The 26,125-nt window shown below is 40.0% G+C and carries 28 protein-coding genes; 4 read left to right on the top strand and 24 right to left on the bottom strand.

Annotation, left to right across the window (positions count from 1 at the left end; all coding sequences use genetic code 11):
• Positions 1 to 3 precede the first annotated feature (3 nt).
• From ACOSV2_RS18270 to ACOSV2_RS18185, 18 genes are all read right to left on the bottom strand, one after another.
• Entirely contained in the window at positions 4 to 264 is a 261-nt protein-coding gene (locus ACOSV2_RS18270) for a gas vesicle protein GvpG (RefSeq protein WP_113969332.1), read from the bottom strand.
• Positions 264 to 1,031, bottom strand: coding sequence for a GvpL/GvpF family gas vesicle protein (locus tag ACOSV2_RS18265; protein WP_113969333.1), 768 nt, complete (start codon positions 1,029 to 1,031; stop codon positions 264 to 266). The genes ACOSV2_RS18270 and ACOSV2_RS18265 overlap by 1 nt, the downstream gene beginning before the upstream one ends.
• Before the next feature lie 12 nt (positions 1,032 to 1,043).
• Positions 1,044 to 1,967 carry a gas vesicle protein GvpN gene (gene gvpN / locus ACOSV2_RS18260; RefSeq protein ID WP_428976363.1) on the bottom strand — a complete coding sequence of 308 codons (924 nt, stop codon included), beginning with the start codon at positions 1,965 to 1,967 and terminating at the stop codon, positions 1,044 to 1,046.
• A 28-nt stretch (positions 1,968 to 1,995) separates the two neighbouring features.
• Positions 1,996 to 2,262, bottom strand: a complete 267-nt coding sequence (gvpO, locus tag ACOSV2_RS18255) for a gas vesicle protein GvpO (protein ID WP_113969335.1) — start codon at positions 2,260 to 2,262, stop codon at positions 1,996 to 1,998.
• A gap of 85 nt (positions 2,263 to 2,347) precedes the next feature.
• On the bottom strand, positions 2,348 to 2,608 hold the full coding sequence (gene gvpJ / locus ACOSV2_RS18250) for a gas vesicle protein GvpJ (RefSeq protein WP_138780693.1): 261 nt from the start codon (positions 2,606 to 2,608) through the stop codon (positions 2,348 to 2,350).
• 21 nt (positions 2,609 to 2,629) lie between these two features.
• Entirely contained in the window at positions 2,630 to 3,103 is a 474-nt protein-coding gene (gene gvpQ, locus ACOSV2_RS18245) for a gas vesicle protein GvpQ (protein ID WP_397553629.1), read from the bottom strand.
• A 36-nt stretch (positions 3,104 to 3,139) separates the two neighbouring features.
• Positions 3,140 to 3,631, bottom strand: coding sequence for a GvpT/GvpP family gas vesicle accessory protein (gene gvpT, locus ACOSV2_RS18240; RefSeq protein ID WP_428976362.1), 492 nt, complete (start codon positions 3,629 to 3,631; stop codon positions 3,140 to 3,142).
• Positions 3,632 to 3,681: 50 nt separating this feature from the next.
• Positions 3,682 to 3,942 carry a gas vesicle structural protein GvpA gene (gvpA, locus tag ACOSV2_RS18235; RefSeq protein WP_113969339.1) on the bottom strand — a complete coding sequence of 87 codons (261 nt, stop codon included), beginning with the start codon at positions 3,940 to 3,942 and terminating at the stop codon, positions 3,682 to 3,684.
• A gap of 375 nt (positions 3,943 to 4,317) precedes the next feature.
• Complete coding sequence (locus ACOSV2_RS18230; RefSeq protein ID WP_428976361.1) at positions 4,318 to 4,911, bottom strand: hypothetical protein; 594 nt, start codon at positions 4,909 to 4,911, stop codon at positions 4,318 to 4,320.
• 9 nt (positions 4,912 to 4,920) lie between these two features.
• Positions 4,921 to 6,099 (bottom strand): ParM/StbA family protein, encoded by a 1,179-nt coding sequence (locus tag ACOSV2_RS18225; protein ID WP_113969341.1) that lies wholly within the window; start codon positions 6,097 to 6,099, stop codon positions 4,921 to 4,923.
• Between the two features lie 785 nt (positions 6,100 to 6,884).
• Positions 6,885 to 7,364 (bottom strand): type VII secretion protein EssA, encoded by a 480-nt coding sequence (gene essA, locus ACOSV2_RS18220; RefSeq protein ID WP_428976360.1) that lies wholly within the window; start codon positions 7,362 to 7,364, stop codon positions 6,885 to 6,887.
• On the bottom strand, positions 7,354 to 10,350 hold the full coding sequence (esaA, locus tag ACOSV2_RS18215) for a type VII secretion protein EsaA (RefSeq protein WP_428976359.1): 2,997 nt from the start codon (positions 10,348 to 10,350) through the stop codon (positions 7,354 to 7,356). Before esaA ends, essA begins: the two co-directional genes overlap by 11 nt.
• Positions 10,347 to 14,813, bottom strand: coding sequence for a type VII secretion protein EssC (gene essC, locus ACOSV2_RS18210; protein WP_428976358.1), 4,467 nt, complete (start codon positions 14,811 to 14,813; stop codon positions 10,347 to 10,349). Before essC ends, esaA begins: the two co-directional genes overlap by 4 nt.
• A gap of 27 nt (positions 14,814 to 14,840) precedes the next feature.
• Positions 14,841 to 16,142, bottom strand: coding sequence for a type VII secretion protein EssB (gene essB / locus ACOSV2_RS18205; RefSeq protein WP_428976357.1), 1,302 nt, complete (start codon positions 16,140 to 16,142; stop codon positions 14,841 to 14,843).
• A gap of 14 nt (positions 16,143 to 16,156) precedes the next feature.
• Positions 16,157 to 16,396 (bottom strand): EsaB/YukD family protein, encoded by a 240-nt coding sequence (locus ACOSV2_RS18200; protein WP_428976356.1) that lies wholly within the window; start codon positions 16,394 to 16,396, stop codon positions 16,157 to 16,159.
• A gap of 79 nt (positions 16,397 to 16,475) precedes the next feature.
• Positions 16,476 to 16,769, bottom strand: coding sequence for a WXG100 family type VII secretion target (locus tag ACOSV2_RS18195; protein WP_034764875.1), 294 nt, complete (start codon positions 16,767 to 16,769; stop codon positions 16,476 to 16,478).
• 511 nt (positions 16,770 to 17,280) lie between these two features.
• Entirely contained in the window at positions 17,281 to 17,421 is a 141-nt protein-coding gene (locus ACOSV2_RS18190; protein ID WP_428976355.1) for a hypothetical protein, read from the bottom strand.
• Between the two features lie 96 nt (positions 17,422 to 17,517).
• Entirely contained in the window at positions 17,518 to 17,898 is a 381-nt protein-coding gene (locus ACOSV2_RS18185; RefSeq protein ID WP_428976354.1) for a hypothetical protein, read from the bottom strand.
• A gap of 176 nt (positions 17,899 to 18,074) precedes the next feature.
• On the opposite strand from ACOSV2_RS18185, the gene ACOSV2_RS18180 reads away from it, so the two are divergent.
• From ACOSV2_RS18180 to ACOSV2_RS18165, 4 genes are all read left to right on the top strand, one after another.
• The gene (locus ACOSV2_RS18180; RefSeq protein WP_428976353.1) at positions 18,075 to 18,761 is read left to right on the top strand and encodes a response regulator transcription factor; all 687 of its coding nucleotides are present in this window, start codon (positions 18,075 to 18,077) and stop codon (positions 18,759 to 18,761) included.
• Positions 18,758 to 19,762, top strand: coding sequence for a sensor histidine kinase (locus tag ACOSV2_RS18175; protein WP_428976352.1), 1,005 nt, complete (start codon positions 18,758 to 18,760; stop codon positions 19,760 to 19,762). The genes ACOSV2_RS18180 and ACOSV2_RS18175 overlap by 4 nt, the downstream gene beginning before the upstream one ends.
• Positions 19,763 to 19,862: 100 nt before the next feature.
• A complete protein-coding gene (locus ACOSV2_RS18170; RefSeq protein ID WP_428976351.1) occupies positions 19,863 to 20,624 on the top strand; it encodes an ABC transporter ATP-binding protein in 762 nt (253 codons plus the stop codon).
• Positions 20,614 to 22,560 carry an FtsX-like permease family protein gene (locus tag ACOSV2_RS18165; protein ID WP_428976350.1) on the top strand — a complete coding sequence of 649 codons (1,947 nt, stop codon included), beginning with the start codon at positions 20,614 to 20,616 and terminating at the stop codon, positions 22,558 to 22,560. The genes ACOSV2_RS18170 and ACOSV2_RS18165 overlap by 11 nt, the downstream gene beginning before the upstream one ends.
• Before the next feature lie 52 nt (positions 22,561 to 22,612).
• Here the strand turns inward: ACOSV2_RS18165 and ACOSV2_RS18160 are convergent, their stop codons facing one another.
• From ACOSV2_RS18160 to ACOSV2_RS18135, 6 genes are all read right to left on the bottom strand, one after another.
• Entirely contained in the window at positions 22,613 to 22,738 is a 126-nt protein-coding gene (locus tag ACOSV2_RS18160; protein ID WP_258549627.1) for a hypothetical protein, read from the bottom strand.
• Positions 22,739 to 22,843: 105 nt separating this feature from the next.
• A complete protein-coding gene (locus tag ACOSV2_RS18155; RefSeq protein ID WP_428976349.1) occupies positions 22,844 to 23,788 on the bottom strand; it encodes a hypothetical protein in 945 nt (314 codons plus the stop codon).
• Positions 23,789 to 23,821: 33 nt separating this feature from the next.
• Positions 23,822 to 24,199 carry a hypothetical protein gene (locus tag ACOSV2_RS18150; protein WP_428976348.1) on the bottom strand — a complete coding sequence of 126 codons (378 nt, stop codon included), beginning with the start codon at positions 24,197 to 24,199 and terminating at the stop codon, positions 23,822 to 23,824.
• Between the two features lie 28 nt (positions 24,200 to 24,227).
• A complete protein-coding gene (locus tag ACOSV2_RS18145) occupies positions 24,228 to 24,590 on the bottom strand; it encodes a hypothetical protein (RefSeq protein ID WP_428976347.1) in 363 nt (120 codons plus the stop codon).
• A gap of 381 nt (positions 24,591 to 24,971) precedes the next feature.
• Positions 24,972 to 25,667, bottom strand: a complete 696-nt coding sequence (locus tag ACOSV2_RS18140; protein ID WP_428976346.1) for a hypothetical protein — start codon at positions 25,665 to 25,667, stop codon at positions 24,972 to 24,974.
• A gap of 26 nt (positions 25,668 to 25,693) precedes the next feature.
• The gene (locus ACOSV2_RS18135; protein ID WP_428976345.1) at positions 25,694 to 26,116 is read right to left on the bottom strand and encodes a hypothetical protein; all 423 of its coding nucleotides are present in this window, start codon (positions 26,114 to 26,116) and stop codon (positions 25,694 to 25,696) included.
• Between the last annotated feature and the right edge of the window lie 9 nt (positions 26,117 to 26,125).

Raw genomic sequence — 26,125 nt, 5'->3', positions numbered from 1 at the left:
TGATCACCCTTGTTTCTTTTTCGTTAATTCTTCCCATTGCTCCATTTCCATCTGTTTCGCAATTTCATACCTTGTTAAGAGCTCATCTTCTTTCTCCTGGAATGCTTCCTCAGGAATTTCACCTAATTCATACATCATTTGAAGCTGAATCAATTTTTGTTGAATAGTAGGAAGGTCGTATAATTCTTTGTCTGCTTCTTCTTTGATCTTTTCGCCGACTTTAATGACTAAATTAATTGGTGCGCTCACCAATTTATGAATCATCAGCCTTCCTCAACCTTCAAGCGTATGTTGACAAAATTGTAAGCCGGCCAAGGACCGCTGTAATTAAATTCGACCTTATCCTTCCATTTTTCATGGGCTTCATTGACCTTTTGATCGAACAGTTCTTCCTGGTCCCGATCAATTAAGAATGATGCGTTGAGAAGCATTTTCTCACTTGAAGGGTCATTTGCTTTTGCTGACACTGCTGTTTCCTCAAGGGGAGCATAGACTTCCTGCTTAACCTCGTTTTGCAGGGAAGCAAATAGCTTCTGAGCCATTCCTCCAAGCTGAATGCGGTCATAATACGCGGCAGATTCAGATTTCCCTTTAACGGCTGATGCCATTTTTTCTACCTGCGGGTTTTCTTTGACCATTTCTTCCAGCCATTCCTTTTTACCGATAACCTTTAACCCTAGCTCGATTTTCCCCTTGATTGCCGGGAAAAGGGTTTCGAATTGGGGGTAAAGGTTTTCCAGAAGGGCTGCTACATCGTCCCTTGATTTAAAGACATTCCCGAAGCTGATCGGGATGACCGTATCCTTTTGATCCATCACCCGTGATACGGCACCCTGGTGCATGAGTAAATTCTGCTTCTTAGGATGATAGATTTTCATCGGTACTTCTGCTGCTACCATAGCAGCGTCTTTATATCTGATCGTGAACGTCTCGCGTTCCTCGCCTTCAATTTCAATGGAACCAAATTGATCGTCTTCTTCTGTTTGAATGGCACAAAATATATAAATTCCCATTTCTTCCTTACTCATCATGAAAACTCTCCTTTATTCCTCAGATATCTTCATACCTTTGCATGCATCTATAATTAATTTTTCTGCTTTTTCTTGTGGGTTTTCTCCGTCGATACATCGACTTACACTGTGTGCTACTATATCAATACATAGACGTTGAAAATCTGAATCCTTACCGTCTATGGGGATGTCTGATTCAATGGCGAGCCTCGCGATCATCAAGGAAGCACGCAAGCTCGGTCCGTTCATTTCGTTGGTACATTGATCACGTAATGTAGAGACAAGTGTTGTAATCGCTCTTGCTTCACTCATAATCAAGTTTGCTTTTTCCGATACAATCATTGCCTCTTGTTCTGCTCCCTTGTAATCTACGCTAATGGTAATTAGCCGATCCAGGAGAGCGTCCTGTGTTTGATACACCCCTGCATATTCTGCAGGATTACTAGTAAATATGATTGCAAATTCCGGGTGTACGCGAATAAAAGGTTCCGTTAGCTTCGATCCATATAAAGGGATGATCCCTTCTTCTAAAATGGATAGGAAGATATTATTCGTTGTCGGCTGTGATCTTGTAAATTCATCGTATACAAGGGTATAGCCATTCTTTACTGCTTCCAGTAAACGTCCATCTCTCCATGTCTCAGTGACACTTTCATCCTTTTTGTAAACAGATCGAACATATTGATCGACCACTTTTTTACTCGTATAACCTGTGAAATCCCCGATTAAGTCTTTATTATTCAGTTCATGATTTCCGTGCATGAGCATCACCGGTCTTTTTCTCTTCTTCGCCAGTGCGAGGGCAAGAGACGTTTTGCCGGCTCCGGAAGGACCTGTAAAATGTACAGGATATCCAGCTTTAAGGTATTGCAATGAGCGCGAAAGCAATTCTTTCGTTTCATCGTCTTGTATTAATGCCCTGCTATCCTTTTTGATCCGTTTTGTTAAGACCGTCACTTACAATTCCCTCCTACTCGCTCATCCACTACATTTCCTGTCCGATGGCACTTCTGTAACGGATATCCCGTCGTTTAAATGATGTGACTTCCTTTTCTTTATTAAGAAGAACATCATACGTTCCAAGCATTTCATCTTTAGCATATTTCTTCATATATTCTTTTTCTTCAATTACCTCGACTTGAAGCTTCCAGCCTTCATCTTCTGTCAGTTCCACTGACGTAATTTTGTGAACTGGAGCTACATGTTCATTGAAGAAGTCCGTCACATTATTCATGATATCTTTGATTACCATAGTCGCCTCCTACTGTAGTTGAAGGGGGAGGGTGCCAATATTGGCCCCCTTCAAACACACTTTCATTCTTTTGCTGCCACTCCAATTAAATACTGAACTGGGAGCTTCTTTCATTCTGCTGAGTAGCAAGACCGTTTTCTTCGACATCATCTCGTAGTAGGCCCACTGCTTCTGCATAACGCAACCATGTGTCTACGCTGGCAATGACGACCCTTGCTTCGATCGTTAAAATTTCAATTCCAACGACAGATACTCTTGCAAATGCATCAATGACAATCCCTTTGTCAAGGATACGGTCAATTACTTCTGCTAAACTTGAACTATTATTACTTTTTTGAATAGCCAATTGTTATTCTCCTTCCGGTGTTTAAGAACAGATGGTCTTAATGTCTTTTGAAGACTTAATGTTTTCCGAACTTTTAATTTCAGTAGAACTCTTGATATTGAAGGAGCTTTTGATATCACTTGCTCCTTTAATATTTCCTACACCATTCATTTTTGTTTGTTTATCATTGGATGAAGAGATTTTCTCTTGAAATTCTTCTCCTGCTTCTTTGGCATTACCTAACTTTTCCCGTACGGAAAGCAGGACATCCTGTACTTTTTCCTTTGCTTCTTCAGCTTTGGTATGAACATTAGCTGCATTTTTCTCTTTTGCCTTCTCTAATTTCTCAGATGCTTCGCCTGCTTTTGATTGAATACCGCCTTCAACACTGTTCACAAATGTTTCTTTCGCTTTCTCTTTCATCGTATCTTTCACTTTGTCTTTCACGGGCTCCGGAGCGTGATCGTACGCTTTTTTAGCCAACTTGCCAACTGCTTTTTTCACCGGCTTACTCATGTAATGCCCCCTTTAGGGATTTGAGAGGCTGAATCATTACTTCTTGGATTCCACCAGGCTGTTAAGCATCTCTTCGATTCGTTCTAAACGTTCATTCAAATTCTTGTTTTCTTCTTTGATCTCTTCTAATTCTTCTGACTGATTGGAAGAATTCTCGTCGCTACCTGCCTTAGCATCAGTATTTTCCGATGCCTCTTCTTTTTTCTTCTTTGGTGCAAGCAAGCCGCCTTCCAGCCTGCTCATATATCCGGTAGCCGATTGTCTTAAGGTAATAATGGCTTGCTCTGTCAGGAATTCCTGCGCTGATCTTCGCAGTTCTTTACTTGCGGCTTTCATCACTTCAGATTTCCCGAAACTGTCTACTACTTTCTTACCTGTACCTGGATTTGAAAGTAACCCGATTCCGGCTCCGACTACTCCACCGATAATCGCATAATTCATGGATTGTCTATTTTCAGCTGTTTGCTCTTCGTTTTCTTCAGTGCTTTTCTTTTCTTCTACTTGTTGACTGCTTTTTGTCTCCGCCATATTCATCCTCTTTTCTACTAAAATAGTAAAACTATATTTTATTTACTTGTTTAAACACTAAACGCTGTTCCTCTTTCATTTTCCTGCTTCGCTAAACCTTCTTCTTGAACTTCGTCTCTTAAGAGCCCAACTGCCTCTGCATATCGTAACCAAGTATCTACACTTGCAATGACGACTCGCGCTTCTATTGTAAGAATTTCTATTCCCACCAAGGAAACTCTGGCAAATGCATCAATGACTATTCCTTTATCCAGGATTCTATCAATTACTTCTGCGAGACTTGAGCTATCGTTACTTTTTTGAATACTCATCGAATCTCTCCTCTTAATTGGTGTAGCCAATGACTAGGTGCAAGTTTTATATTCGGTTTAATCGGTGTTTACCTCGATTTGTACCTACCGTAAACTAGGTCATGGGAATCATTTGAAATAAACTGCCATTTTTTATACTTGTTTTAATGCCTTTTTTTCACCTTGTAACATTTCTCTCTTACAGTTATATGGCTTGTAAGGTTTTTGAGAGAAAAAATAATTCAAATAAGACAAATTGATTACAGTTTCTAAAGGAGAAATCGGGTTGAAATTGAAGGGAGAATGTGATTTTCACCGTGGGGGAGGGAGTAAATGATTTGCATAAAAAAAGAACCAGAAGCATTATGCCATTCAGCTTTGCTTCTGGTTCTTTTCCTATTTATTCATTTGGGAAAGAAAATCGCCTAAGAGATCTTCCATCGTTTCTTCTTTAGGTTCTTCTTCAGTTTCCTGGGGCTTCATGGCACTGTCCCAGTCAAAGTTGTCCAATTCTTCGTCAGATGAGTATGAACGCTCATCGATTACATCTTCCTCGGGTGCATCGTCCATCACTTGATCAAGGGACCACTCTCTTGATGAATCGTGACTTGCTGCAGATTCTTCCTGAAGATAGAGCGCTTCATCAATATCCAACGAGTTGCTGCTTAATGAAGCTAGGAGAGAGGCTGTACGAACCGGGTTTGAAAGCAGTTGGTACACGATACTCCCTAACAGCGCTTCTGAATGTTCATGCTTCAACCAGTCACGCTGGGATTTATCCAATCCCTTCGGAAGGGGAATCGTAATGGCTTCTCTCTGTTTGGAAATCGTATCATTTACTCCATTTAATACTAGCTCTGCTATTTTACTGGAGAAATTTCGTTTTTCCGTTTCCTTTAGCTTTTGTAAATGCTTTAATACATGATCAGGTGTATCAGAAGGAATTCGAAACGTAATCGGTTGTCCCCTCGACATCCCTTTTCCATTCATACCATCACCCTATTTGGTTTTCGCTAATTTTTGTTCTTCTTTCTGGGTTTGTTGTTTTTGGGTCTTTCTTGAGAAGTCAGCAATCAGCTTGTAATAAGCATTGGCCATCATCCAAATGCTTTCCTTCTCATCTTCAAAGAAGTCGATATTGTACCCATCAAGATTGTTATTAAGTGTCTTGATATACTCTTTCAGGACACTTGATCCTCCACCAATGAAGTAGCAGATTTCCGTTTGAGAGTTCTTTTGCCACATATTGCGAAGGTGACGGTATTGCTTCTTAGCAAGTTCAAGCATAATACGGTCAACGATGTCGTGTACGCTTGTACGACTTCCTTTGACCATAATATGATTACGATCATTTTTCTTCGTGATGATTTCCACTACATCACGGCGACTGTCGAGCTCGATACCGTGCCTTGAGCGGATTTCTTCACGAATCCATTCTAGAGATTCAGAAACACCCAGGTTGAATCCCTGAGCTTTATCGTCATCTACTTTTCGATCTTTAATCACAGCGATATCCGTTGATAATCCTCCGATATCTTGAATTAAGATACGTTTATCAATCAGGTCTTTATTGATGATATTCAAGTTATTATCCATAACAAGGTTGATGAATGCCGCAAATCCTTCAGGGTAGACCTTAACTTCATCAAATTTAATATTCACTTTGATGCCTTGATAGCGGGGAGTTACCAGGAACTCAACTTGGTGGACGGAACCTAACAGTCTGGAACGGTACCCTACATCTTTTCCTTCCTTTACTTCGCGAAGTGGAAGACCTGTACCCAATGTGTAATTTGCTTCTATAACATTATTATTCTTTTTAAAGTTGGAATCATTGCGTGCTGCATCAAGAGCAATGGAAGCAAACAGCATGACCAGTGTTTGATCTTCTTCTGATTTACTGCTGCCTGGATCCAGTTCAGTAGAGTTATTGCTCTTCGTTGCCAGATTACCTACACGATAAATCGCATTATTATCTTTAAGAGTAGGGGAGTGGACACGGATATGTATGCCGTCTAGTGGGTCCTGTGTATCCAGCTCCTCGATTCCGATAATTGGACGATCTTCAATATCCCTTGCGATGACGTTCGGAATATTCACCTCGCCGTCCATCTTTCCAAAAATACCTTTAAGAGAATCATTACCAACGTCAATGGCTGCAATTCGTGAATTCGTCATTAAAATCATCCTTTCATTCATGAGTAAGAATTTGTCAAAAAATTTCAACTCTTACTCTCAGAGTATACAATTTCTCGTCCGCGGTCAATCCTACTTTTCTATCGAATATAGATGACGAGAAAGGGATGGTTTGTATACAATTTTGTATCGTTGTATACGTTAAATGTACACAACCTTATATATCAATATGTGTACATGTTTGTATACTTGTATACATCATTGTCTACAATTGTGTACTTATTTGTTTACATGTATACATTTTTGTTTACAACCATATTTTAGTAGAGGGTTTGTAACTATCAACCCACTACTCTAGTAATCTATTAGATTATTTAAATGGATTAAACAGAAACAATATAATATGAATCCTAAAGGAGCATAAAAATTCAATAACGAAATTCCATAAAAAAGAGCAGCCCATTAATATGAGACTGCTGCTCCTATGAAAAGAAAAACCTGCATTGGATGAAGGTTAAATGATATTTAACGAATTCAATATGTTACTTTTTCATTAAGGATTTTCCTACCAAACCATGGATCAAAACAGATGATTTTACCTTAGTTAGTTCTCAATTTCGTTAGATTGCTCTATTTGGGCTTCTTTGCCTGTCCAGCCACATACACTTGCCCCTGCCTGTTCCGACGTGCTGAATGGCCTCCTGAGCGTCCTCGAAGTTATATGTTTGGGCAGTCACCATATTTATATATACGCCATAAAGGTTCACATTACGTAAACATATAGTAAAAGAGGGTCCCTAAATTCAGACGGACCCTCTTCTTGTTATTTACCTCAAACTTTGCTTACCTTGAGTCGTTCTATTCCAAATGACAATAACAACAATGAGAAGTAATATACAAATCCCTACAAATACAGCAATCAAAAGAGAGAGGGAAGAAGATGAACTTCCTTCTTCTAGACTTCCTAACCTTGCTGATTCGGATTGACTAAACAGATTCAGGTTTTCAGCTTTTGCTTTTATCGTATTTGTATCTTTTTCTTCACTTTGAAATATCTTTTCTTTCAATTCGATTAATCCGTTACTTGAATTCCCTTCAAATGTCAGGTTTTTCTGTTCTTCAGGAATTTGGACCTTTTGATTTGTTGATGATTGATCATGGATGAGGTCACTATTCTTTTTGAATTTATTATCCTGATAGTCGTTCGGGTTTAATTCATTGATGTCGGTAGTGGCCAGTATAGGCGGGGAAAACAACATGACCATGCTGACAAACAGGGCCAGCTGAACCAGTACTTTACCCCTCATACGCTTCCGTTCCCTCATCTTTGATTCGATTAGAGCGTTTATCCAATAAAACCTGTGCAACTGTTAATGCAATAACGACTAACCCTAATACCATAACCGCTTGATTGAATAATGAGTCTGATCCATATTGAATCGACATATAAACGGTGGACATTGGATCCTTGAAATTAAAATTAGGCGTTGTTAATGCCAGTAATGGTGTTACAAACAGGGCAATGATTCCCACTGAAACAAACCATCCTAACAATCGATGTGTGACAAAAGCAACTCGAATGAGTCCTGAACCAGCTAATAAAAGGAGTATGGTAAAGATGGTCCATTCAACTGAACGGGATTCAACTAGCGGATAAATATCTAATCCATAAAGGCTAATAACAAATCCTACAATGAGATTTAATAGTAGGAATATCACCCCTTGTATCCAAAGAGGAGCGTTTTGGAAGTAATAACTTGTGTATCCAATTAGTAGGCTGGATAACAAGATAATAAACAAAATCACCACTGGTGGCAGGGCACTTGCTTTCTTTTCTTCAGGAACATCTCCGTTTACCTTAAGTGGATTGGTCAAGAAATCATACACATATCCATTGGATTGTCCGTCAACGAACGCATTCCCCAGTACGCTAAACACATCATCACGAATTAATTGAGTGGAAGCTACATTCGTTGCCCACTTATTATTCAATGTATCTGCATCACTTTGAACATTCGATACATTCGATTGAAGCTCATTGGTATAGGATACGATTGTATTTTGGCTTTCACTCACAGTATCCAGGAAGGAATGGATAGACTTGATTTCACTTCCGATTTGCTTGTGGTTCCCTACTAAATCAGGTCCGGCTGTCCCTGAGACAGGCGTTGGAGCCGCTTGCTCTGGCTGTTGTATTCGATTTAATACGTTTGTCGCTTCTTGATTAATCGCACTCAGGCTCTCTGTAAGCTGTGCTTGCTGGTCATCAAGGGTTTGATTGTATTCTGCCGCAAAGACGGTGAAGGAGTCTTGAAGTGTGTTTAGGGCATCCTCAGTATTCGGCATCCCTGTATTTAATTGTTCCCACTCCGCTTGTTCAGTCTGACTCACTTTCAAAATCTCATTTACCTCATTTTTCAGACCTTCATCCTGAAGAACGGTCGCTTTCACTCCATTCTCCGTTAACATACCATTAAGAGTCGCTTCATACCGATCTAAGTAAGAGTAATATTGTAGTAGATCCATAAGTTTATAGTTATTAATCCCACGAGAAAAATAGCCATATAGGGTGTTTCTCCTATTTTCAGATAAAGCGGCTGAATTCAGGATGGAGCTTTCTTTATCCTCGATCTCGGCGACGATATTGGAAACATTGTCAGAGAACATATCCAATTGATTTATCAGAGCTTCATTCGTCTCAGTCAATGTCGTTATCTGATCTTTCAGTTCTTGATTTTCGGTGGTAAGAGTTTCAACCTGTTTGGTCAATTCATCGATTTTATCAATTAATGTCTGATTATCTTCAAGAAGTCTTGAAACTTCTCCCAACAGTCTATCCACTTCAGCCTGAAGAGGGTTTTCTGCGCTATTATTTTTTCCATGCAGCTGAGTTCGAACCTGCAGGATGCGATCATTTATTGTTTGAATATTGGTGACAGCTGCCGTTATAGCTTCAGGTGTTGGTTCTGTTAAATTGGTCAGTGTTTCTTTCAACGTATCGATTTCTGTCGAAATGGCTGTCAGTTCATTTATTTCCGGGTCTAAATTCGGTGGTGCAGGAGGAGGATCGCTTGGTTCCCCCGGCTCGGGCTCACCTTCCTGGGAGGAAATCACGACCTGTTGAGGCCCAGTTTCCTCTCCGCCTTTAGGAGGCTCAGGAATCTCAGGAGGAGCAGGTGGATTAAAGATCTCACCGTCTCCTTCAGCCAGCTTGTTGTTGAGTTCAAAAATACTTCCTTGCAGGTTATTTAACGTCGTAGTGTCCTGTAATTGCTGATAGAAATTCAACACTCTTTCCTGAAAGGAATAGAAGTCTTCTACTTGTCTCCCCACTTCTTCAAACCTTCGTTCCTGTAAGTCAGCAAATACCTCTTGATTCGTATCCATATTGCTATTCAACTGAGTCAAACCTGCCGTTAAGGCATCACTTTGTTCGGAGAATAGTGATTTTGACTTTAAATAGCGCGGCTGCTGATTTTCAGTTGATTCATTGATCATCTGTACGGATTGAGCTTGAATATCGGCGAGTAATTGCTTTTGATTATCCTGATATTCTCTATATTGATTCACATATTCAACAAAACTGGAAAGGCTTTGTTCAAAAGATTCCAGCGTGTTTTGCTGCTGAGGGGTCCGGCTATCTGCCTGCTGAATCGAGTTTTGCAGATTAGATAGCATAGACGTCTGCTGTTGAATTTGGCCGGCCAGATCTTTTGAGCTGGGTTTGTAGAATGATAACATCGTTTCCTGGAAAGCCTGCTCTTTTTGTAAAATCTCATCAAATTCAGCGCGGATATTTTCCATGTCTGCTGATACGTAATTCCAATAAAGAGAGGACATCTTATGATTGACCCTTTTTGTGGCCTTTTCAATTTCCAAAAGGACCTTTTCCTTGTTTACAGCATTTAGTTGCGTTTGGACCTTATAATTTAAATTTGTTTTTTCCGGTCTTTCTTCATCATACGTCATGACTTTATCGGAAAAGTCGGAAGGAATATAGACAACGGCATCATATTTAGAACTCTGAAGACCGTTTTCTCCTGCACTTCTGCCTACAACCGTCCATTCAAATGTCGATTGATCTTCAAGTATCGACGTCACGTCGCCCCCAAATGCCAAAGGCTCTCCATCCACTTCTGTTCCTGCGTCTTCATTTACAATGGCAATGGCCTGAGTAGCGTTTTCTTTCACTTTCAGAGGATTTTCACCAACTGAACGGAAGAATAGAAGAGGAGTGGCAAGAATCATCATGACCGCTAATATAAGTTTAAATAGACTTACTTTCTCTGTCATGCGTGTACTTTCCTTTCCGTTACCATAAGTGGTATTTGAATTTTTGTTTCTTTACCGTTTTCTACATAATAACCAAACCCTGGTTGGATTTCTGGTTCTCTTCGATCATAGCTGAGCGTGAACAAGGTTTGTTCAGATTTCTTCATTAACACAAGAGCTTGTCGAATCTGCTTCAGTTCAACTGTTAAAACATCATAACCCTTAGTTAATTCACTATTGTTTCCGGAAACAATCACACAGAAGCCTAAGTGGCTATAATTTTTCATGCATTTAACGATTCTGTCTTGAAGCATTGGATCCAGATTTTGTAGAAACCTTGCATAACCATCGACAATTAGCATAACAGGAGAGAATGATGGAAGGGGACTTCCCTTTTGAATAGATAGATTATATTGCTCTTCTCTAACACTAAACACTTCTTCCACCCGGTTAAGCCACATTGCGATATGGTCTTTGTTCTCCATGTAGACCACTTTTTCTTCCTTCATCAAATTCGATAATCCCCTGTCAATGGAATCGAATATCGCTATATGTTCACTATCCTGCAATAACGCTGTATTGGCTAAAACCTTCAGGACGTTCGTTTTTCCTTTTTGAGCTTGTCCCAATACCAGGAAATGCTTCGTCTTCTTAAAGTTTACATACACCGGCTTAACCAATTCTTCGTCTAAGCCGACCGGTAGCAGTCCGTCTTTCCTGCCTGAATCTGTATACTGGGTAAAGTTAACCATCGTCAACTCTGTCGGAAGCATAGGCACCGGGTCCGGTGACATTGATCCCTTATACTTTTCTTTTAATAACTGAATTTCATCTTTTAAAAGGTTCATCTGCTCATAATCGTCCTTTCCTTCTGTTGGAAGGAATACTTGAGAAAAGAAAGCAGTATCTTTCTTAACAATCGCTCTACCTGGAATGGCTTCCGGGGTAAAAGGCAATCGTCCCAGCATCGTGTATGCCTCTGAGCTATCCATCAAATAGTGGACGATTTTTGTTTTAAGATTATTCATTAAAGATTGTCGTACAGAATTAACGCGGGTTGCTGTAAAGTACATGTACACTCCCAATGACTGTCCATCCCTTGCAAATTGATTAATTTGCGTTTCAAGTTCTTGCATCTCTTCTTTAACCAGATCAAAATTGTCGATGGTTACAAATACGAGAGGAAGTTTTTCATCACTGATCATGTTATACATTTTTATTGAACTTACTTCTTTCTTTTGGAAAAGCTGTTTTCTGCGAGCTAATTCATCATCCAAAATACCAATGAATTTCTCGATCTTTCTTTCTTCATCGATGAGGAAGTAGTCTGCAGTATGTGGCAGCTGTTTTAAAGGCAGTAAGCCACCGTTCCCAAAGTCGAGTAGATAATAATGAACTTCCTCGGGTGTGAACTGAGTGGCCATCCCCATCAATAAGGTAATAAGCGTCTGGGTCTTCCCATATCCTGAAGAACCAAAGACGCCGACATTCCCGTCCTCAATCACCTCATAATGGTACGGGGTCTGACTCTGTTTCTCAGGTTCATCTATCATAGAAAGTAAGATCTTATTCTCCTCTCTCTGGGCAAATGATGTACGGTACAAACGATTAGACAGAGGAGGGAGCCATGGACTGGAAAGCTTCTTCACATTCATTTGTTCCTGTAATGCTTCAATTCGATCGACCACTGCGTCAATTTCACTGATCAATTCCTTCTGATTGCTTGGATTTGTCGAAACTTCCGATAAAGGAATCAACCCTAAATCCGTGACAATCGCAACTTCATCTTCTGATTCAAAGGAGTCCTCTTGATAAGGAGCTCCACTCCAGGCTGATTGAAACAGGTCATACACCTCATTATTTCCCACCTGTAAATATCCTCTTCCTGTTACAGTCAACGAGGCTGCATCCCCATTTTTAAGAATTTCACGACTGTCCTCCGTATTCTGAACTTTCAGAGCCACACGAAAACGGGCATTACTCCATATCTGATTATCAATGACCCCTCCAGGCTTTTGTGTTGCCAGGATAAGATGAACTCCCAGGCTACGACCGATACGGGCTGCACTTACAAGTTCTTTAATGAATTCGGGCTCTTCACTCTTAAGTTCAGCAAATTCATCTGATATTAAGAATAAATGAGGAAGAGGCTCTTCCGTTTTGCCTTGCTTGTAAAGGCGGGTGTAGTCGTTGATATGATTCACTTCGTAGCGATCGAATAAGCGCTGTCTGCGCTTCAACTCACTCTTAATGGAAGCCAGGGCTCTCGTACTGAAGTTCTTACTTCCTTCAATATTCGTTATCGTTCCTAATAAATGTGGGATACTCTTAAATGGCTGAGCCATTCCTCCACCCTTGTAGTCAATTAATAAAAAGGCTACTTCGTGAGGGTGGAAATGAACCGCTAAAGAAAGAATGTACGTTTGTAGAAATTCACTCTTCCCTGAACCGGTTGTTCCGGCAAGTAGTCCATGGGGTCCATGAGCCTTTTCATGCAAATTCAGCTCTACAATATCTTCCTTTCCTTTCAATCCAACGGGTACAGCTAACGATTTAGCAGATTCCCTGGATAGCCAGTTCTTTTGAATAGGAAGCTGATCAACATCCCTCACCCGGAGCATGTCCAGAAAGGAAACACTTGAAGGGATGGAGTTTGTCATGCCGATTTGGTGATTTAGCGTCTTCAAGGTTCTTGCATACTGCTCATTGCCTTCATGCTTATATTCATCCATTTCGAATGGAATCTTAACCGCCTTTTTATTCTGAATCAGTATGTCCCCTTGCTTGTCATTGATATAACGTACGAGGGTGTGGATATTTTCAGACAAGCTCTCTTTCGCTTCTGCAGCGAAAATAACGGACATTCCCAAGTGAGAATACTCACCTTCAAGGTACTGCAGAATCACATGGTCAGAAATTAACTGATGATTTGTAATGATAAACACGTAATGTGGTGAAAAACGAACCTTATCCGAGTCCTCTTCAATATCTCTTTCCCTAAGGACCTCGTAAATGGAAGAAAGGATTTGATCCCTGGTTTTCTCGTTATAAATGAATCCTTTAGCAAATGACTGAGGTAATTGGAAGTGTGGCAACCACTTCATCCACTCCCAGTCTTTATACTCTTCCTCATGGAAAATATAGACGAATCTCACATCATGGTAACTATGAAAGAAAGCCAATTGCCCGATTAGCTGGTGTATCTCATTTTTATAGACGGATTCCTTACCGATCAAACCAATGGCCCCTTTATGAAGGTCAGCCGTTACAGGTAATTGATCAATCTCACGATAGACCACTTCTAACTTCTGGGACTCCTCTAATAATTCATCCATTTCACGGTTTGACATATCGGAGGAATTCACTGAAATATTGTAGCTAGCAGGAACTTTCCCACTTCCCAATCTAAACTGAAGGAAGTCCGGACTTTCAAGAGTCCTTTCCCAAAGACGATCGGAAAGCTGCTCTGTAAGATACTTCATTCTTTCATAAGCAGGAAAGTGAAATTGCAGAACATCTGACTGCTTTTCGGCAAGCTCCTGGAGTTCTTTTCTCTTGCTCTCTAAATAATGAGTATAGATACGCTTCCTTCGTTCCTTGGATTTCTTTCTATTGCTCTTATCTTTAAAAAATTGAACGGTGGATGTCACTAAAGTGGTGGTAAACATCACCATTGAGATAATAATGAAAATTCCACGTGGAATTACGAGCGCTACAATGGCCATGACGATTAACATCATCAATGGGGGAAGAATGATCAACCATAAACTGCGATTTGTATCGCTCGATTCCTGACTCGGAAATGACAATTGAACCTTTTCATCAGGAAGGTCATAAATCATTCGTGGCGTTCGTCGATAATTAGGGTACTTCTTCTGCATTTCTGATGTTGGACGTATAGATTCCAATAATTCAGTTTGATAGTCATCGATACTATGTATCTCGATTAAATCATCTTCTAATAGGGTAATAGTTAAGAAAGGAGAAAATAAAATGTCTCCAACCTTAAGCTTTTGTTTCCCACTAACCAGGTGTCCGTTCAGATAAAGCGAAGACGCCTCTTCAGCATCCATTACCCAGTCATCATCGCCATTTTTATACCAATGGCACGTTTGAATGGAATCCTTCTTCTTATAATGAATGGTTGCATCGGATCGTTCATTCGATATACTGATTTCTTCTTTATAACCGACATAATAAATTTGAGACTTTATTGGAAAAGGCGTTACTATCATGTGTAATTCCTTATCACCTGCAAGCAAGGATTCTTTGCGGCCAGGTTCAAGAATCCTTACTTCTTCCCCGTCTTGATATAGTCTGAAAGCATCGCCGGAATGCTCTACTTGAATGGACTTAGCAGACGGAGGCAACGACAAAATCGTGATCGTATCTTCCAATCGTGTACCTATAGTAATTTTTTTCTTTTCATTCTCAATCATAATCGACTGATAGTAGTGATCGTGAAAAATCCACAGGGCATACATATGCTCACCCCCCAGTTAGTTTGTTAGTCAGGATTCTTTCTTATCATCAGCTTCAGCTGGAGGCGTGGAATTCTCTCCATCAGTAGCCGCCGGTTTTTGTTCAGGTGTCTTTTTCTCTTCAGTCTGTTGCGGTTCTTCCGTTGTTTCCGCTGGCTGTGATTGTTGCTCTTCTTCCAGAGCTTTCATTTCTTCTTCGTATTCAGCTATTTCACTTTCAATCTCATCTAATTCCTGCTGTCTTTCCTCGCTATCAAGATCTCCGTCTGCCTTGACTTGCTCACGGTACTTAAGAAGTCCAAACAGAATTAAATCCCGGTCCTCTAAGAACCTTGCTGTTTCCAATGCTTCCTTAGCCTTTCCTCTTCCAATATTAATCCAGTACTCATAATAAAGAGGGTCCGATTGTAGAGAGACGGTGTTACGTACATTCTCTTTTTGGTCTTCAGTTAATGATTCGTTAATAATATAGGAGAGTGCGAGTTGATATTGAGTGACCTTCGGGATTTCATCGATCTCATAAGGCTGAAGTTCTGTTACCACATCACTATACTTATTAAGGAGGAAACTCTCTTGGGCCGCTACAACCCTTTCCTGTTTTGGAAACATAAAGAAAAGAGAATAAATAGAATAAATAAGTGCCGGTATCAAGAGTAATGACACTCCCAGCAGTACATACCGATTTAGTTTCCACTTTTTCTTACTAACAGTCATAAGAAGAGAATCAGACTTTTTGGCTTCTTTTATAAAGCGGTTTAACACTTCTCCGACACCGTCAATGCTTTCGGCTTCTAAGATATCTTTAGTCAGTGGCGATAATTTTAACGTCTCACTGAACTTCATGTAATCATCGAATTTATGTTGCCGATCTACAAGAGCTGCGACTGTAGCTTTTGTCTCCTTTAACAACAAATCCGCATCTTTTTCGTATGGGGGCAGACTCTCCTTTACACCATAATGGATAAGGTGTGGAGTCAGTCCTTGATCAAACACAATATTGTCTGGGCAAATAATGAGATGCAGGCGTGACAAGGTGTGATTTCGTACGTTTTGTACCAGTTGATAGGCAGACATCAACCGTTCCTTCTCATTCGCCTTTAATTGGGGATAAAAAGAGAAGGAGTCAGGTATGGTATTCACGATGCATAATTCATCATTCTCCATCGTGATTTCTTTTTGTATGGCCGGATTAATGTTCTTCAGAAAGTGAATTTCCGCTATTTCGTCCAACTTGATCTTTTCTTTTTGAAAGTTCAAAGTCATCTTATTATCTTTTCTATGTACAACGGCTTCCAGCTTTTCTTGTAGGTATGATCCACTTTTTTGTGACATTCTATTGGTCTCCTTTATAAAATTTCAATTCGATCTCCAGAATGAATTCCTGCATCAATCAACCGTGTATTACCAGGAATCACTTCTCTTCTATTCACAATCCGAATCCAATAGCCTTCTCTAGGCTCAGCTGTAAGCTTCTGAGACTGCCACACAAGATCAATCATTTTTTTTACAGTATGATAGTTTGATAACCTGAGATCAAAGCACTTCTCATCATATCGTTCTAAATCAATGGTGATTTCAATATACATTGTCCGCGTTCACCTCATAAGGAAGGAGCGCCACATAATGATAAGCGCTCCTTCATGTTTAAAATGGATGGGGATAAACTTATCCACGAATTTGATTGGCAATTTGGGCATCTGCATCTTCAAGAGACTTAGCAGTGCTAGTCAATTGCATTGAGATGTCTTCAAGCAGTTGCTGCATTTGCAGGAATGAAGGGCGTAAAGTTTGATATTGCTCTCCAAACGCGCGGCTTGATTCACCTTCCCACATACCTTCCAATTCTGAAATCATATTATCGAGTCGTGAGATTTGTTCTCCAACCTGGCTGCTTTCACTTGTGTAACGGTTAGACATACTAATCAATTCAGCTGGGGTAACACGAATAATTCCTGACATGTAATTCCTCTCCCTTAAATGAAATTGTTGGTGGTAATCATCTATATCAAATCAGAGTACCCAAATATGAAACATGAAACCTGCTAAACTATGTAACCCGTTTTCTTTCATTAAAATCCTTTTTATTACAATTGTTTCCACACTTCCAATATCATACTATTATAAACATACATATAAACACAATTTTTACAGGAAAAAGGAAACTTTGTAACTACAGGAATAATTGTTTTCAGGTCATTTGATATAAAATTCATAGTTATTTATTAGGTAAAAAGTATGAAAACAAATACTATAGACTCCCCTGTAAGAACGTAAAAGGTGCATACAGATTGGAAAATCATATAATTTAGTTACAAGTACTTACTATATATCCTTATTTTTACTTTTATAAACCGTTTTTAAAAATTACTTATTCATTAATTTTATAATAGGTGGATTTATAAACATAAAGGAACTGACTCCAATTATTCAGGAGTCAGTTCCTTTAAGTAGTAAAAGAATTTATTATTTCTTATAATTCTTCTACATTTTGTTTCGGTTCATTCAGGTCATACGTCACCCCATACTTTTCTGCAAGAACTTTCATGTCCGAATGGTAAGCCTCCACGAGTTTGTAGTACTCCTCGATTTTGGCGTTGGATTGATTAATCAAGTCTTCATCCTGATCTTCAATCGCCTTTTTTCGAGAATGAGCGCATCGTAAAAGGTCTGAGTGGCTGTCACGATCCGGTCCGTCATTACCTCAAGCTCAGGGCTCCGCCTCAATGTCCTTCGCTTCTTTCAGGGCTTTCTCGTAGGCTGGAATGGTGTTTCGGGTCAGCTCCTTGTAGACGGTTGGATCATCTGTAAAGTTGACGCCAGAAACCGAAGCCAGTGACTGGAAGGCGACGACTTCATATTCTGCCACCTTATAAATATCCTCGTTGATGAATTGAAGGATTGCCTTTTGCTTATCGGCATCCGTCATCTCTTCACTTTCCACCCCATCATTCATCAGTTCAACTTTCTCATTATCTTTCTTATTGCTTCCGGTCTCCACTTCCTGGTCCTTATTAATCGAAATCTGCACTTCGCCACATGCACTTAACAAAACCGCTGTTATCACTGATAACCCTAGAAGTTTCTTCATGGTATAATTCCTTTCCTATGCAATTTGGTAAATTGCTTTTAGTGGTTAAATACCCATATTTTGTTAAAATAACCTAAATACTTCTAAATAAAACAGTTCCATTCTTCAGTCATATGGCAAACCAATACAATTTCCTATACAATTTATGTAAACAGCAAAATTGTGTGGTGACTAAATTGAAATTATTACTAATCGAAGATGACACAACCCTATTTAATGAAATCAAGGAGCGGCTTTCCCAGTGGTCCTATGATGTATATGGAATCAAAGATTTCAATCACGTGATGCAGGAGTTTTCAGAGGTGAAACCGGACCTTGTGATCATTGATATTCAACTCCCTAAGTTCGATGGCTTCCACTGGTGCCGGATGATCCGCACACACTCCAATGTGCCGATCCTGTTCCTGTCCTCCCGTGATCATCCGACTGATATGGTCATGTCCATGCAGCTTGGGGCAGATGACTTCATCCAGAAGCCCTTTCACTTTGATGTCCTGATCGCAAAGGTACAGGCCACACTTCGGAGGGTTTATAACTATAACACGGAGCAGGTAAGCATCAAGACCTGGTGCGGGGCAACCGTCGATTTCGAGCGTAACACGGTATCCAATGAACTGGGTTCCATTGAATTGACGAAGAATGAAATGTACATTTTAAAGCTTCTAATTGATCAAAAAAATAAGATCGTCAGCAGGGATAACTTAATAAACAGCCTGTGGGATGATAAACGTTTCATCAGCGATAACACGTTGACCGTCAATGTGAACCGCCTCAGGAAGCGGCTTTACGAAATTGAATTGGGCCGCTTCATTGAAACCAAAGTCGGCCAGGGGTATTTGGCCATTGAAGAGGATTCGCCATGATACGTACCTATTTATGGGAACGAAAAAGCTGGATATTGTTTTTTATCGTTTTTCACCTGATATTGATCTTTATCGCCTATATCGATACGGCCATACCCTTACAACCGATCCTTTATATGGTGTTCCTATCGCTGCTCTTTTTCATCGTCTTCGTTTTCATTCGATACCAGAAGGAAGCTCGTTTCTTTAAACGACTGAAAGAATGGGATCATAATCTCAACATCACCGGGGTGGATGCTCCCGATACTCCATTTGAAGAGATTATTTCAGAAAGTTTATCAGAGCAAGCAAACCTTCTGAGGAAGGCAGCATCTGAAAATCGGATGGTACTCGAACAGGAAAAGGATGAACTCCTGTCCTGGATTCATGAAGTGAAAACCCCTCTGACTGCCATGCATTTGATGATTGAGCGTTTAGAGAACGAACCTTTAAAGGCACCAATAAAGTACGAATGGTTAAGGATCCACCTTCTGTTGGATCAACAGCTTCATCAGAAACGGATGGCGTTCATGGAGAATGATTTATACATTGAGAACACGGATCTCGAGAGCCTTATTTTTCAGGAAATAAAAACACTGCAATCCTGGTGCATTCAAAAAGGTATCGGATTTGACATTCAACTGGACGTCACTGAAGTGCTGAGCGATGCAAAATGGCTGGCTTTTATGATCAGGCAGCTATTAACCAATGCCGTAAAATACAGTACGTCTTCGGATATAATTATTAAAAGTGAAAAGCATGGAGGGAAGGCGGGCCTCTCCATCCAGGATTTTGGAAGGGGCATAGATCCCAAGGACCTGCCGAGGATCTTTGACAAAGGCTTCACCTCGACCATCCACCACAATGACCACTCCTCCACCGGCATGGGGTTATATCTAACGAAAAAGGTGTCGGAGTCTTTGCTGATTTTCATAGAGGTCAAGTCCCATCGAGGAGAAGGGACCCGGGTCACCCTCACGTTCCCCCAGAAGAATGATTTCGTCCAACTTACCGGCGTGTGACAAAAATGTCACATGCTTTTCTGTTTTGTTCGAACAATAAAAGGAAAAGAAACTTCCTGCTTTTTATAATAAGGGTATCAAATCAAAGGAGTTTTTCACGATGACGATATTAGAAGCAACAAAACTTCATAAAAGCTACGGAAATAAATTCAATAAGCAGGAAGTATTAAAGGGTATAGACCTGTCGATCCAAAAAGGAGAATTCGTCAGTATAATGGGGGCATCGGGTTCTGGAAAGACCACCCTCTTAAATGTCCTTTCCTCCATCGACAAAGTGAGTGAGGGTTCAATCAAGATAGAGAGCAATGAAATGACGATGATGAAAGAAAAGCAGCTTGCACAGTTCCGAAAGAATCATCTCGGCTTTATCTTTCAGGATTACAATCTGCTCGACACACTGACGGTGAAAGAGAACATTCTTCTGCCTCTATCCATTAGCAAGACACCCAAACAGGAAGCGGACCAAAGGTTCAATGACCTTGCTTCAGAGCTTGGGATTTTTGAACTGAAAGATAAGTATCCGAACGAAATCTCAGGCGGCCAGAAACAGCGGACATCAGCCGCACGGGCATTCATCCATGAGCCAAGTATCATTTTCGCAGATGAACCGACGGGTGCTCTCGACTCAAAGTCTGCCTCTGATCTCTTAAACAAGCTGAGTGAGCTGAATCAAAAGCTGAAAGCGACGATTGTCATGGTCACACATGACCCTGTTGCAGCGAGCTACTGCAGCCGGGTCATCTTCATTAAGGACGGGCAGATCTATACTCAATTAAATAAAGGTGAACAGGAAAGACAGCACTTCTTCAAGGACATCATGAAAACCCAAGGGGTGCTTGGCGGGGTGCAGAATGAACATTAATACGCTCATCTTCAGAAATCTGAAGAAGAACCTCAAGAATTATTATCTTTATGTATTTGCCCTGGTCTTTAGTGTCGCCCTTTATTTTGCCTTTGTTACCCTGCAGTATGATCCATCCATGGATGCAGCGAAGGGATCCATCAAAGGCGGCGCAGCCGTTCGTGCAGCTTCCGTTTTACTTGTCGCCATCGTCTCGATCTTTCTTTTATATGCCAACACCCTCTTCATTAAGAGAAGAAGTAAAGAAATTGGGTTATTTCAATTAATCGGCATGACAAAGAATAAAATCTTTCGTGTCTTGAGCGTGGAGAACTTCATCCTTTATTTCGGGTCACTGTTACTTGGCATCTTAATCGGGTTCTCCTTCTCTAAATTGATCATTATGATCCTATTCAAAATCACCGGAGTAGAGGCGATTGCTACACTCCACTTTTCAACCCAGGCACTTATCCAGACCATCATTGTTTTCTGCGCGATCTACCTGCTGATCATGCTGATGAATTTTGTATTTATTAAAAGACAAAGTATATTATCACTTTTCAGGGTCCGTTCATCGACGGAAACCAAAGTTAAAAAAATGTCCAAGTTTGAGATCATCATCGGGATCTTGGGGATGATCTTGATTGCCTCTGGGTACTACGTATCATCTAAATTGTTTGGCGGAGACTTCACGACCATGCCACAGCTGTATGGGGCTATGCTCTTTATCCTTGGCTCGGTGATTCTCGGTTCCTACCTGTTTTATAAAGGATCCGTGAGCTTCATTTTTAATGTCATTCGCAAGAAGAAAGATGGCTATCTGAATATCAACGAGGTCCTGTCCCTTTCATCCATCATGTTCCGGATGAAATCGAACGCTTTATTGCTGACGATCATCACGACGGTATCGGCACTGGCGATAGCGTTATTATCCCTGAGCTATATTGGCTATTACTCTGCTGAAAAAACAGCTCAAAATAATGTTCCGACCGATTTTTCATTTACAAATACACAAGATTTCCAACACTTTAAAGATGCCCTACTGGACAATGGCATCGAATTCAAGAAGGAAGAAATCGAAGTCATTGAAGTGTTGGTCAACCTGAAAGGCATTACAGACACTGAATTTGGGGAACTGAACGGTTCATTGGATGCCATGCCGAACTCGGTCATCAGCGAGAAAGACGTTGAAGGCGTCGATGTAAAAGAAGACGAAACGGTCTTTACAGGCTATAGCGACTTACTTCAAAAGGTCATTCCGTTACATGATTCAGGGGTGACGGAACTGAAAGGAAAGACGGAGGTCACCAAGCTTAATTACTTGGGAATGAGGGATGAATACCCGATTTCATGGTATTTTACAGCAGGGGGCTCACCTGTTGTGATCGTGGATGACAATGTATTCAAACGCCTGAAGAATGATTTAGATCCTGCTATACAGAAGGAATCCTCTCTCTACATCGGGGTGACGGTTGAACAAGAAAAAGATATCTTGAAAGCAAACGACCTCTTTCATGAGTTAAGCCTCGACGAAGGATGGGCAAACGATTCCCAGTATGATATGAAAGCAGAACAGAAACAAAATATTGGACTCATCATGTTCATCGTCGGGTTCCTGGGTCTGACCTTCCTGATTACATCCGGATGCATCCTGTACTTTAAGCAAATGGACGAAAGTGAAGATGAGAAACCGAACTATACGATTTTAAGAAAACTGGGCTTCACTCAGGGTGACTTGTTGAAAGGCATTCAAGCCAAGCAGCTTTTCAGCTTCGGAATCCCTCTCCTCATCGGTCTGCTGCACAGTTACTTCGCGGTTCAATCCGGATGGTTCCTGTTCGGTGCAGAGGTTTGGACGCCGATGATTATTGTAATGGGGTTATATACGGTGTTATATTCGATCTTCGGTATATTATCAGTCCTATATTATAAAAAAGTGATCAAAGCATCGCTATAATGGAAAGAGCCATCCCTTGATGCCGGGATGGCTCTTTTATGTAGTCCTAAGGTTATTTTCTTTTCTGGCTTTTCATCTTATTCATTTCAAGCTCGGCCGCGTATTCTTCCTGGGATTTCCCTTGTTTGAAGCTTTCAGATTGAATTTTTTTCAGTTTGTTATCATTTTGATTTGGCATGTCCACACCTCCTGATATTTGGTTATTATGGACATGTCTTTGTTATTTATTCTTTTTAAATGAATATTAGAGGGGTCTCTACGCACTTTCACTATTAAGCAGGATTTATTCTAAAACCCTGGGACGTAAACAAGCAATGAATGATAGGATCATCAGGAGTGCTTCCACCTGGATGCCAAATAACCAAACATAACTATCCCCATCCGGTGCCCAACTATTCTTATTCAATAAGAATAAAAGAATAGAAAAGAGAAGAAAAACATTACTCTTCCAGTAAAAAATAAAGCCTCGTTTAAATGAGAAGAATTTCTCATCCTTCTTTTCAACTTTTTTATCCAATGTTGATTTCAGGTAGTCTACAACACTTAGTTGAACCACTTCAAAGAACTTTTTGAAAGAGCTGCTGGTGGCAATGATTTGATCATTATTTACATTTCTATAACTAATTGACCATATATATTCTTCTGCAGGAATGAACAGAAATGCATCCTCCATTTGGTCAGTCTTCCCATTTACATAAGTGATCTGATGGATTTTTTGATCGTTCCTTTTAAAAGCTTTTAAGAATAAGCTTATTTGAATGGGTTCATCATCAATCATCCTGTCGAGTCCTTCTTCATCAATAGTATGGATCATGTCATATGTTTCCGGGCTCATGTCCAGATTGATCTTAGCGGGATCTTCTTCACCCCCCATATCCAACCCATAGAATTCTCCCAATGTATTGAAAAAATCCACAGTTAATGTTTGATAATGAAATGTGTGTTCAGATTGATATGTCTTTTCAATAAGAGCTGTTTGACTATCTATAGAGTGAATCCTCATCTCTTCTTTCCTGCACTCAAAGCGGACATAGTGATCGGACTGTCCAATATCATTTATGATCCTGCTAACTTCTTTCGAGTTGGATTCGCTTATAACATTCTCCGCAGTTTTACTTCTGTCGTTTGAGCTTTTCTTCAATAGTCTCGCTTTTCTGCTATATCCCGCTTCCTTCAGGTTGCCAATGAGTTCCTTTGTTGAAAGTTTAATAACTTCTTCCTTTTTCATACCCTTCCCCCCTAAACATCATTACGGTTTCAATTAATTAAAGATACCTACAATCCCAAAACCGATCCACATAAGTGATAGGAAAAAACACAGGGACAAAAGCTTATTCACTAGAAAGGGAAGGCGGTTTAGTATGTTCTGCGCATAGTAGTTGATACCCGATGTAAAGATAGCCGTGTACTTATTGAAATAGCCAATTAAGCTATCTTTTTCTTCAAAGACATTCACTTCATATAATACGATAATCAACCGTTGAGCAAAGGTTGAAATGAAAGCAAATACGCAATTTGCTGCAATCATTAAAGGAATAAATGAGCTTGGTAAAGGGATGTTGACTCCATATAAAGAACAAGCAATCAGGGTGAACACCACTATCATTAGCATGAATCCTGTTATTTTCTTATTAGACATGTGCAGTCCCCCCGAAGTATACGTTTCTTTAAAACAATTTTCCCCCTGCATTTCCCCTCACACTTTTAGGTAAACCAAATTGAGGATATACCTTTCGAACTGTCTCTTCATTTTGCAGGATAAAACAGTATCGGTGGTGGGACGTTGAAAAAAAGGCGGTGAGAATGGATAGGATGGACACTCCCGTTGTAATGATGATGATAATAAATAGAGATTCCGTCATAAACGCAGAAAGAAGAACATGAGCTATGACATATCCAATACTTGAAGCGGTCAAAATTGGTGATAACTTTACCTTATGATCATTCTTTTGCAGTCTTGCATACGCCCCGGAATGCAGCATTTTATGATTGAAAAGCTGAAAGAACACTATTAACCCTAGTAGCAACATCCCCCCTATAACAAATGGGACCTTGCTAATCACCCCAACATGTACATAAAAAATTTTTTGTATCACCAAAAAATACAAATACGTATTAACGATGCCGTATATGCTGAAAAACAAGTAGTACGATTTTTCAAATGTATACGGGGCCGCCAAATAAAGGATTGCCCATATATGTAATAATGCCACCGGTACAACAGCTGGCCAGAAATAAGCATAGGAGAAAGGCTCTCCCAAAATGGGAAGGAGGCCAATGATGTCTAATTAAAAAACGTAATGATATTCTTTCTATTCTCTTCCGGTGTTTGCAAATTTAAATAAGATAATGTGATTGGGTCTATATCCCGATGCAGTTTCATACCTTCCCCCTTATCTCTAATGCCTCAATCAGGTCCTTAATTTCTTCGGTAACCCAAATTGAGGATATGCCTGCTTCACCTTTTCGATGTTTCTTCTAATATAAAAATATTTATGGATGCTTGTAGAAAAGTAGGCTGTCGCCACAGAGAGTATAGAGAACACCCCTATGATCATAAGGATTTTCACTGACTCTACAAAGAAGGATGAAAGGGTCAACTGTGCCAATACGTAGCCAATGCCTGAGGCTGAAGCAATGGGAGTAAGGTTTGCAGTCTTTTCTCCTTTCTGAAGACGTGAGTAAGCACCGGAATATAATAAACAGATGTGCATCAAATTCACGATGAGAAGGAGGGAGGCAAATAGAAGCAACCCTAAAACCAAAGGGACTACTCCGATTATTTGAAAATGAGAATATATCAATTTTTGTATCACTAAAAAGTACACGAAGGTGTTAATAACCCCGTACACTCCGCAAAACAGATAATATGATCTTTCAAACTTATAGGGGGCAATCACATACTGAATGGCCCATAGATGAATAAACACAACAGGAATGATACCAGACCAATAAAACAAAGGGACCATTGGCTCTCCTAAAAGAAAAAGAACGCCAATGGTATCCAGAAAAATCAAAAAGTACACGAGTATATTTCCTCTGTTCTCGCGGGGGGATTGAAACCTTAAATAAGACAGAGTAATGTCATCCAACCTTTCTTTCTTCAACTAAACACCCCTCTTGGCAATACCATTCAATTATTTTGTTTTTCATTTTCCATAAAATTAACTACTTCTTGAGCGTCCTTAGTAAAAAGAAGGGCATATTGAAAATCAAACATGGTTTTAGTTTCAACAATAAGATATTCATCATTAGGGATTGAATTAAAAATCTTTTTCCACTTATATTTTTGCTCCATTTTCTTTGTTTCTTCTTTTATCCGATCCATATCCAGCTTAAGTACTGCAAATCCAGGAGAAGAAATATCTGTTTCTGGGAATCTTTTTGAGAGAATCTCTCTATTTTTTTCTGATAGATTCACCTCAGAAACCACCTCAATGTGCCCAGCCTCTTCAAACCTGTCGCTATACTCGTCTAGCTCCTCAAACGTTAACTCTTTTTCTGAGAAAACAGCTATACAAAAGATATCCTTTTTATCCTTCTTTTTAAAAAACATGGTGATCCA

The sequence above is a fragment of the Rossellomorea sp. DUT-2 genome, from assembly GCF_052665285.1.
This window is presented reverse-complemented; position numbering and strand designations above follow the sequence as displayed.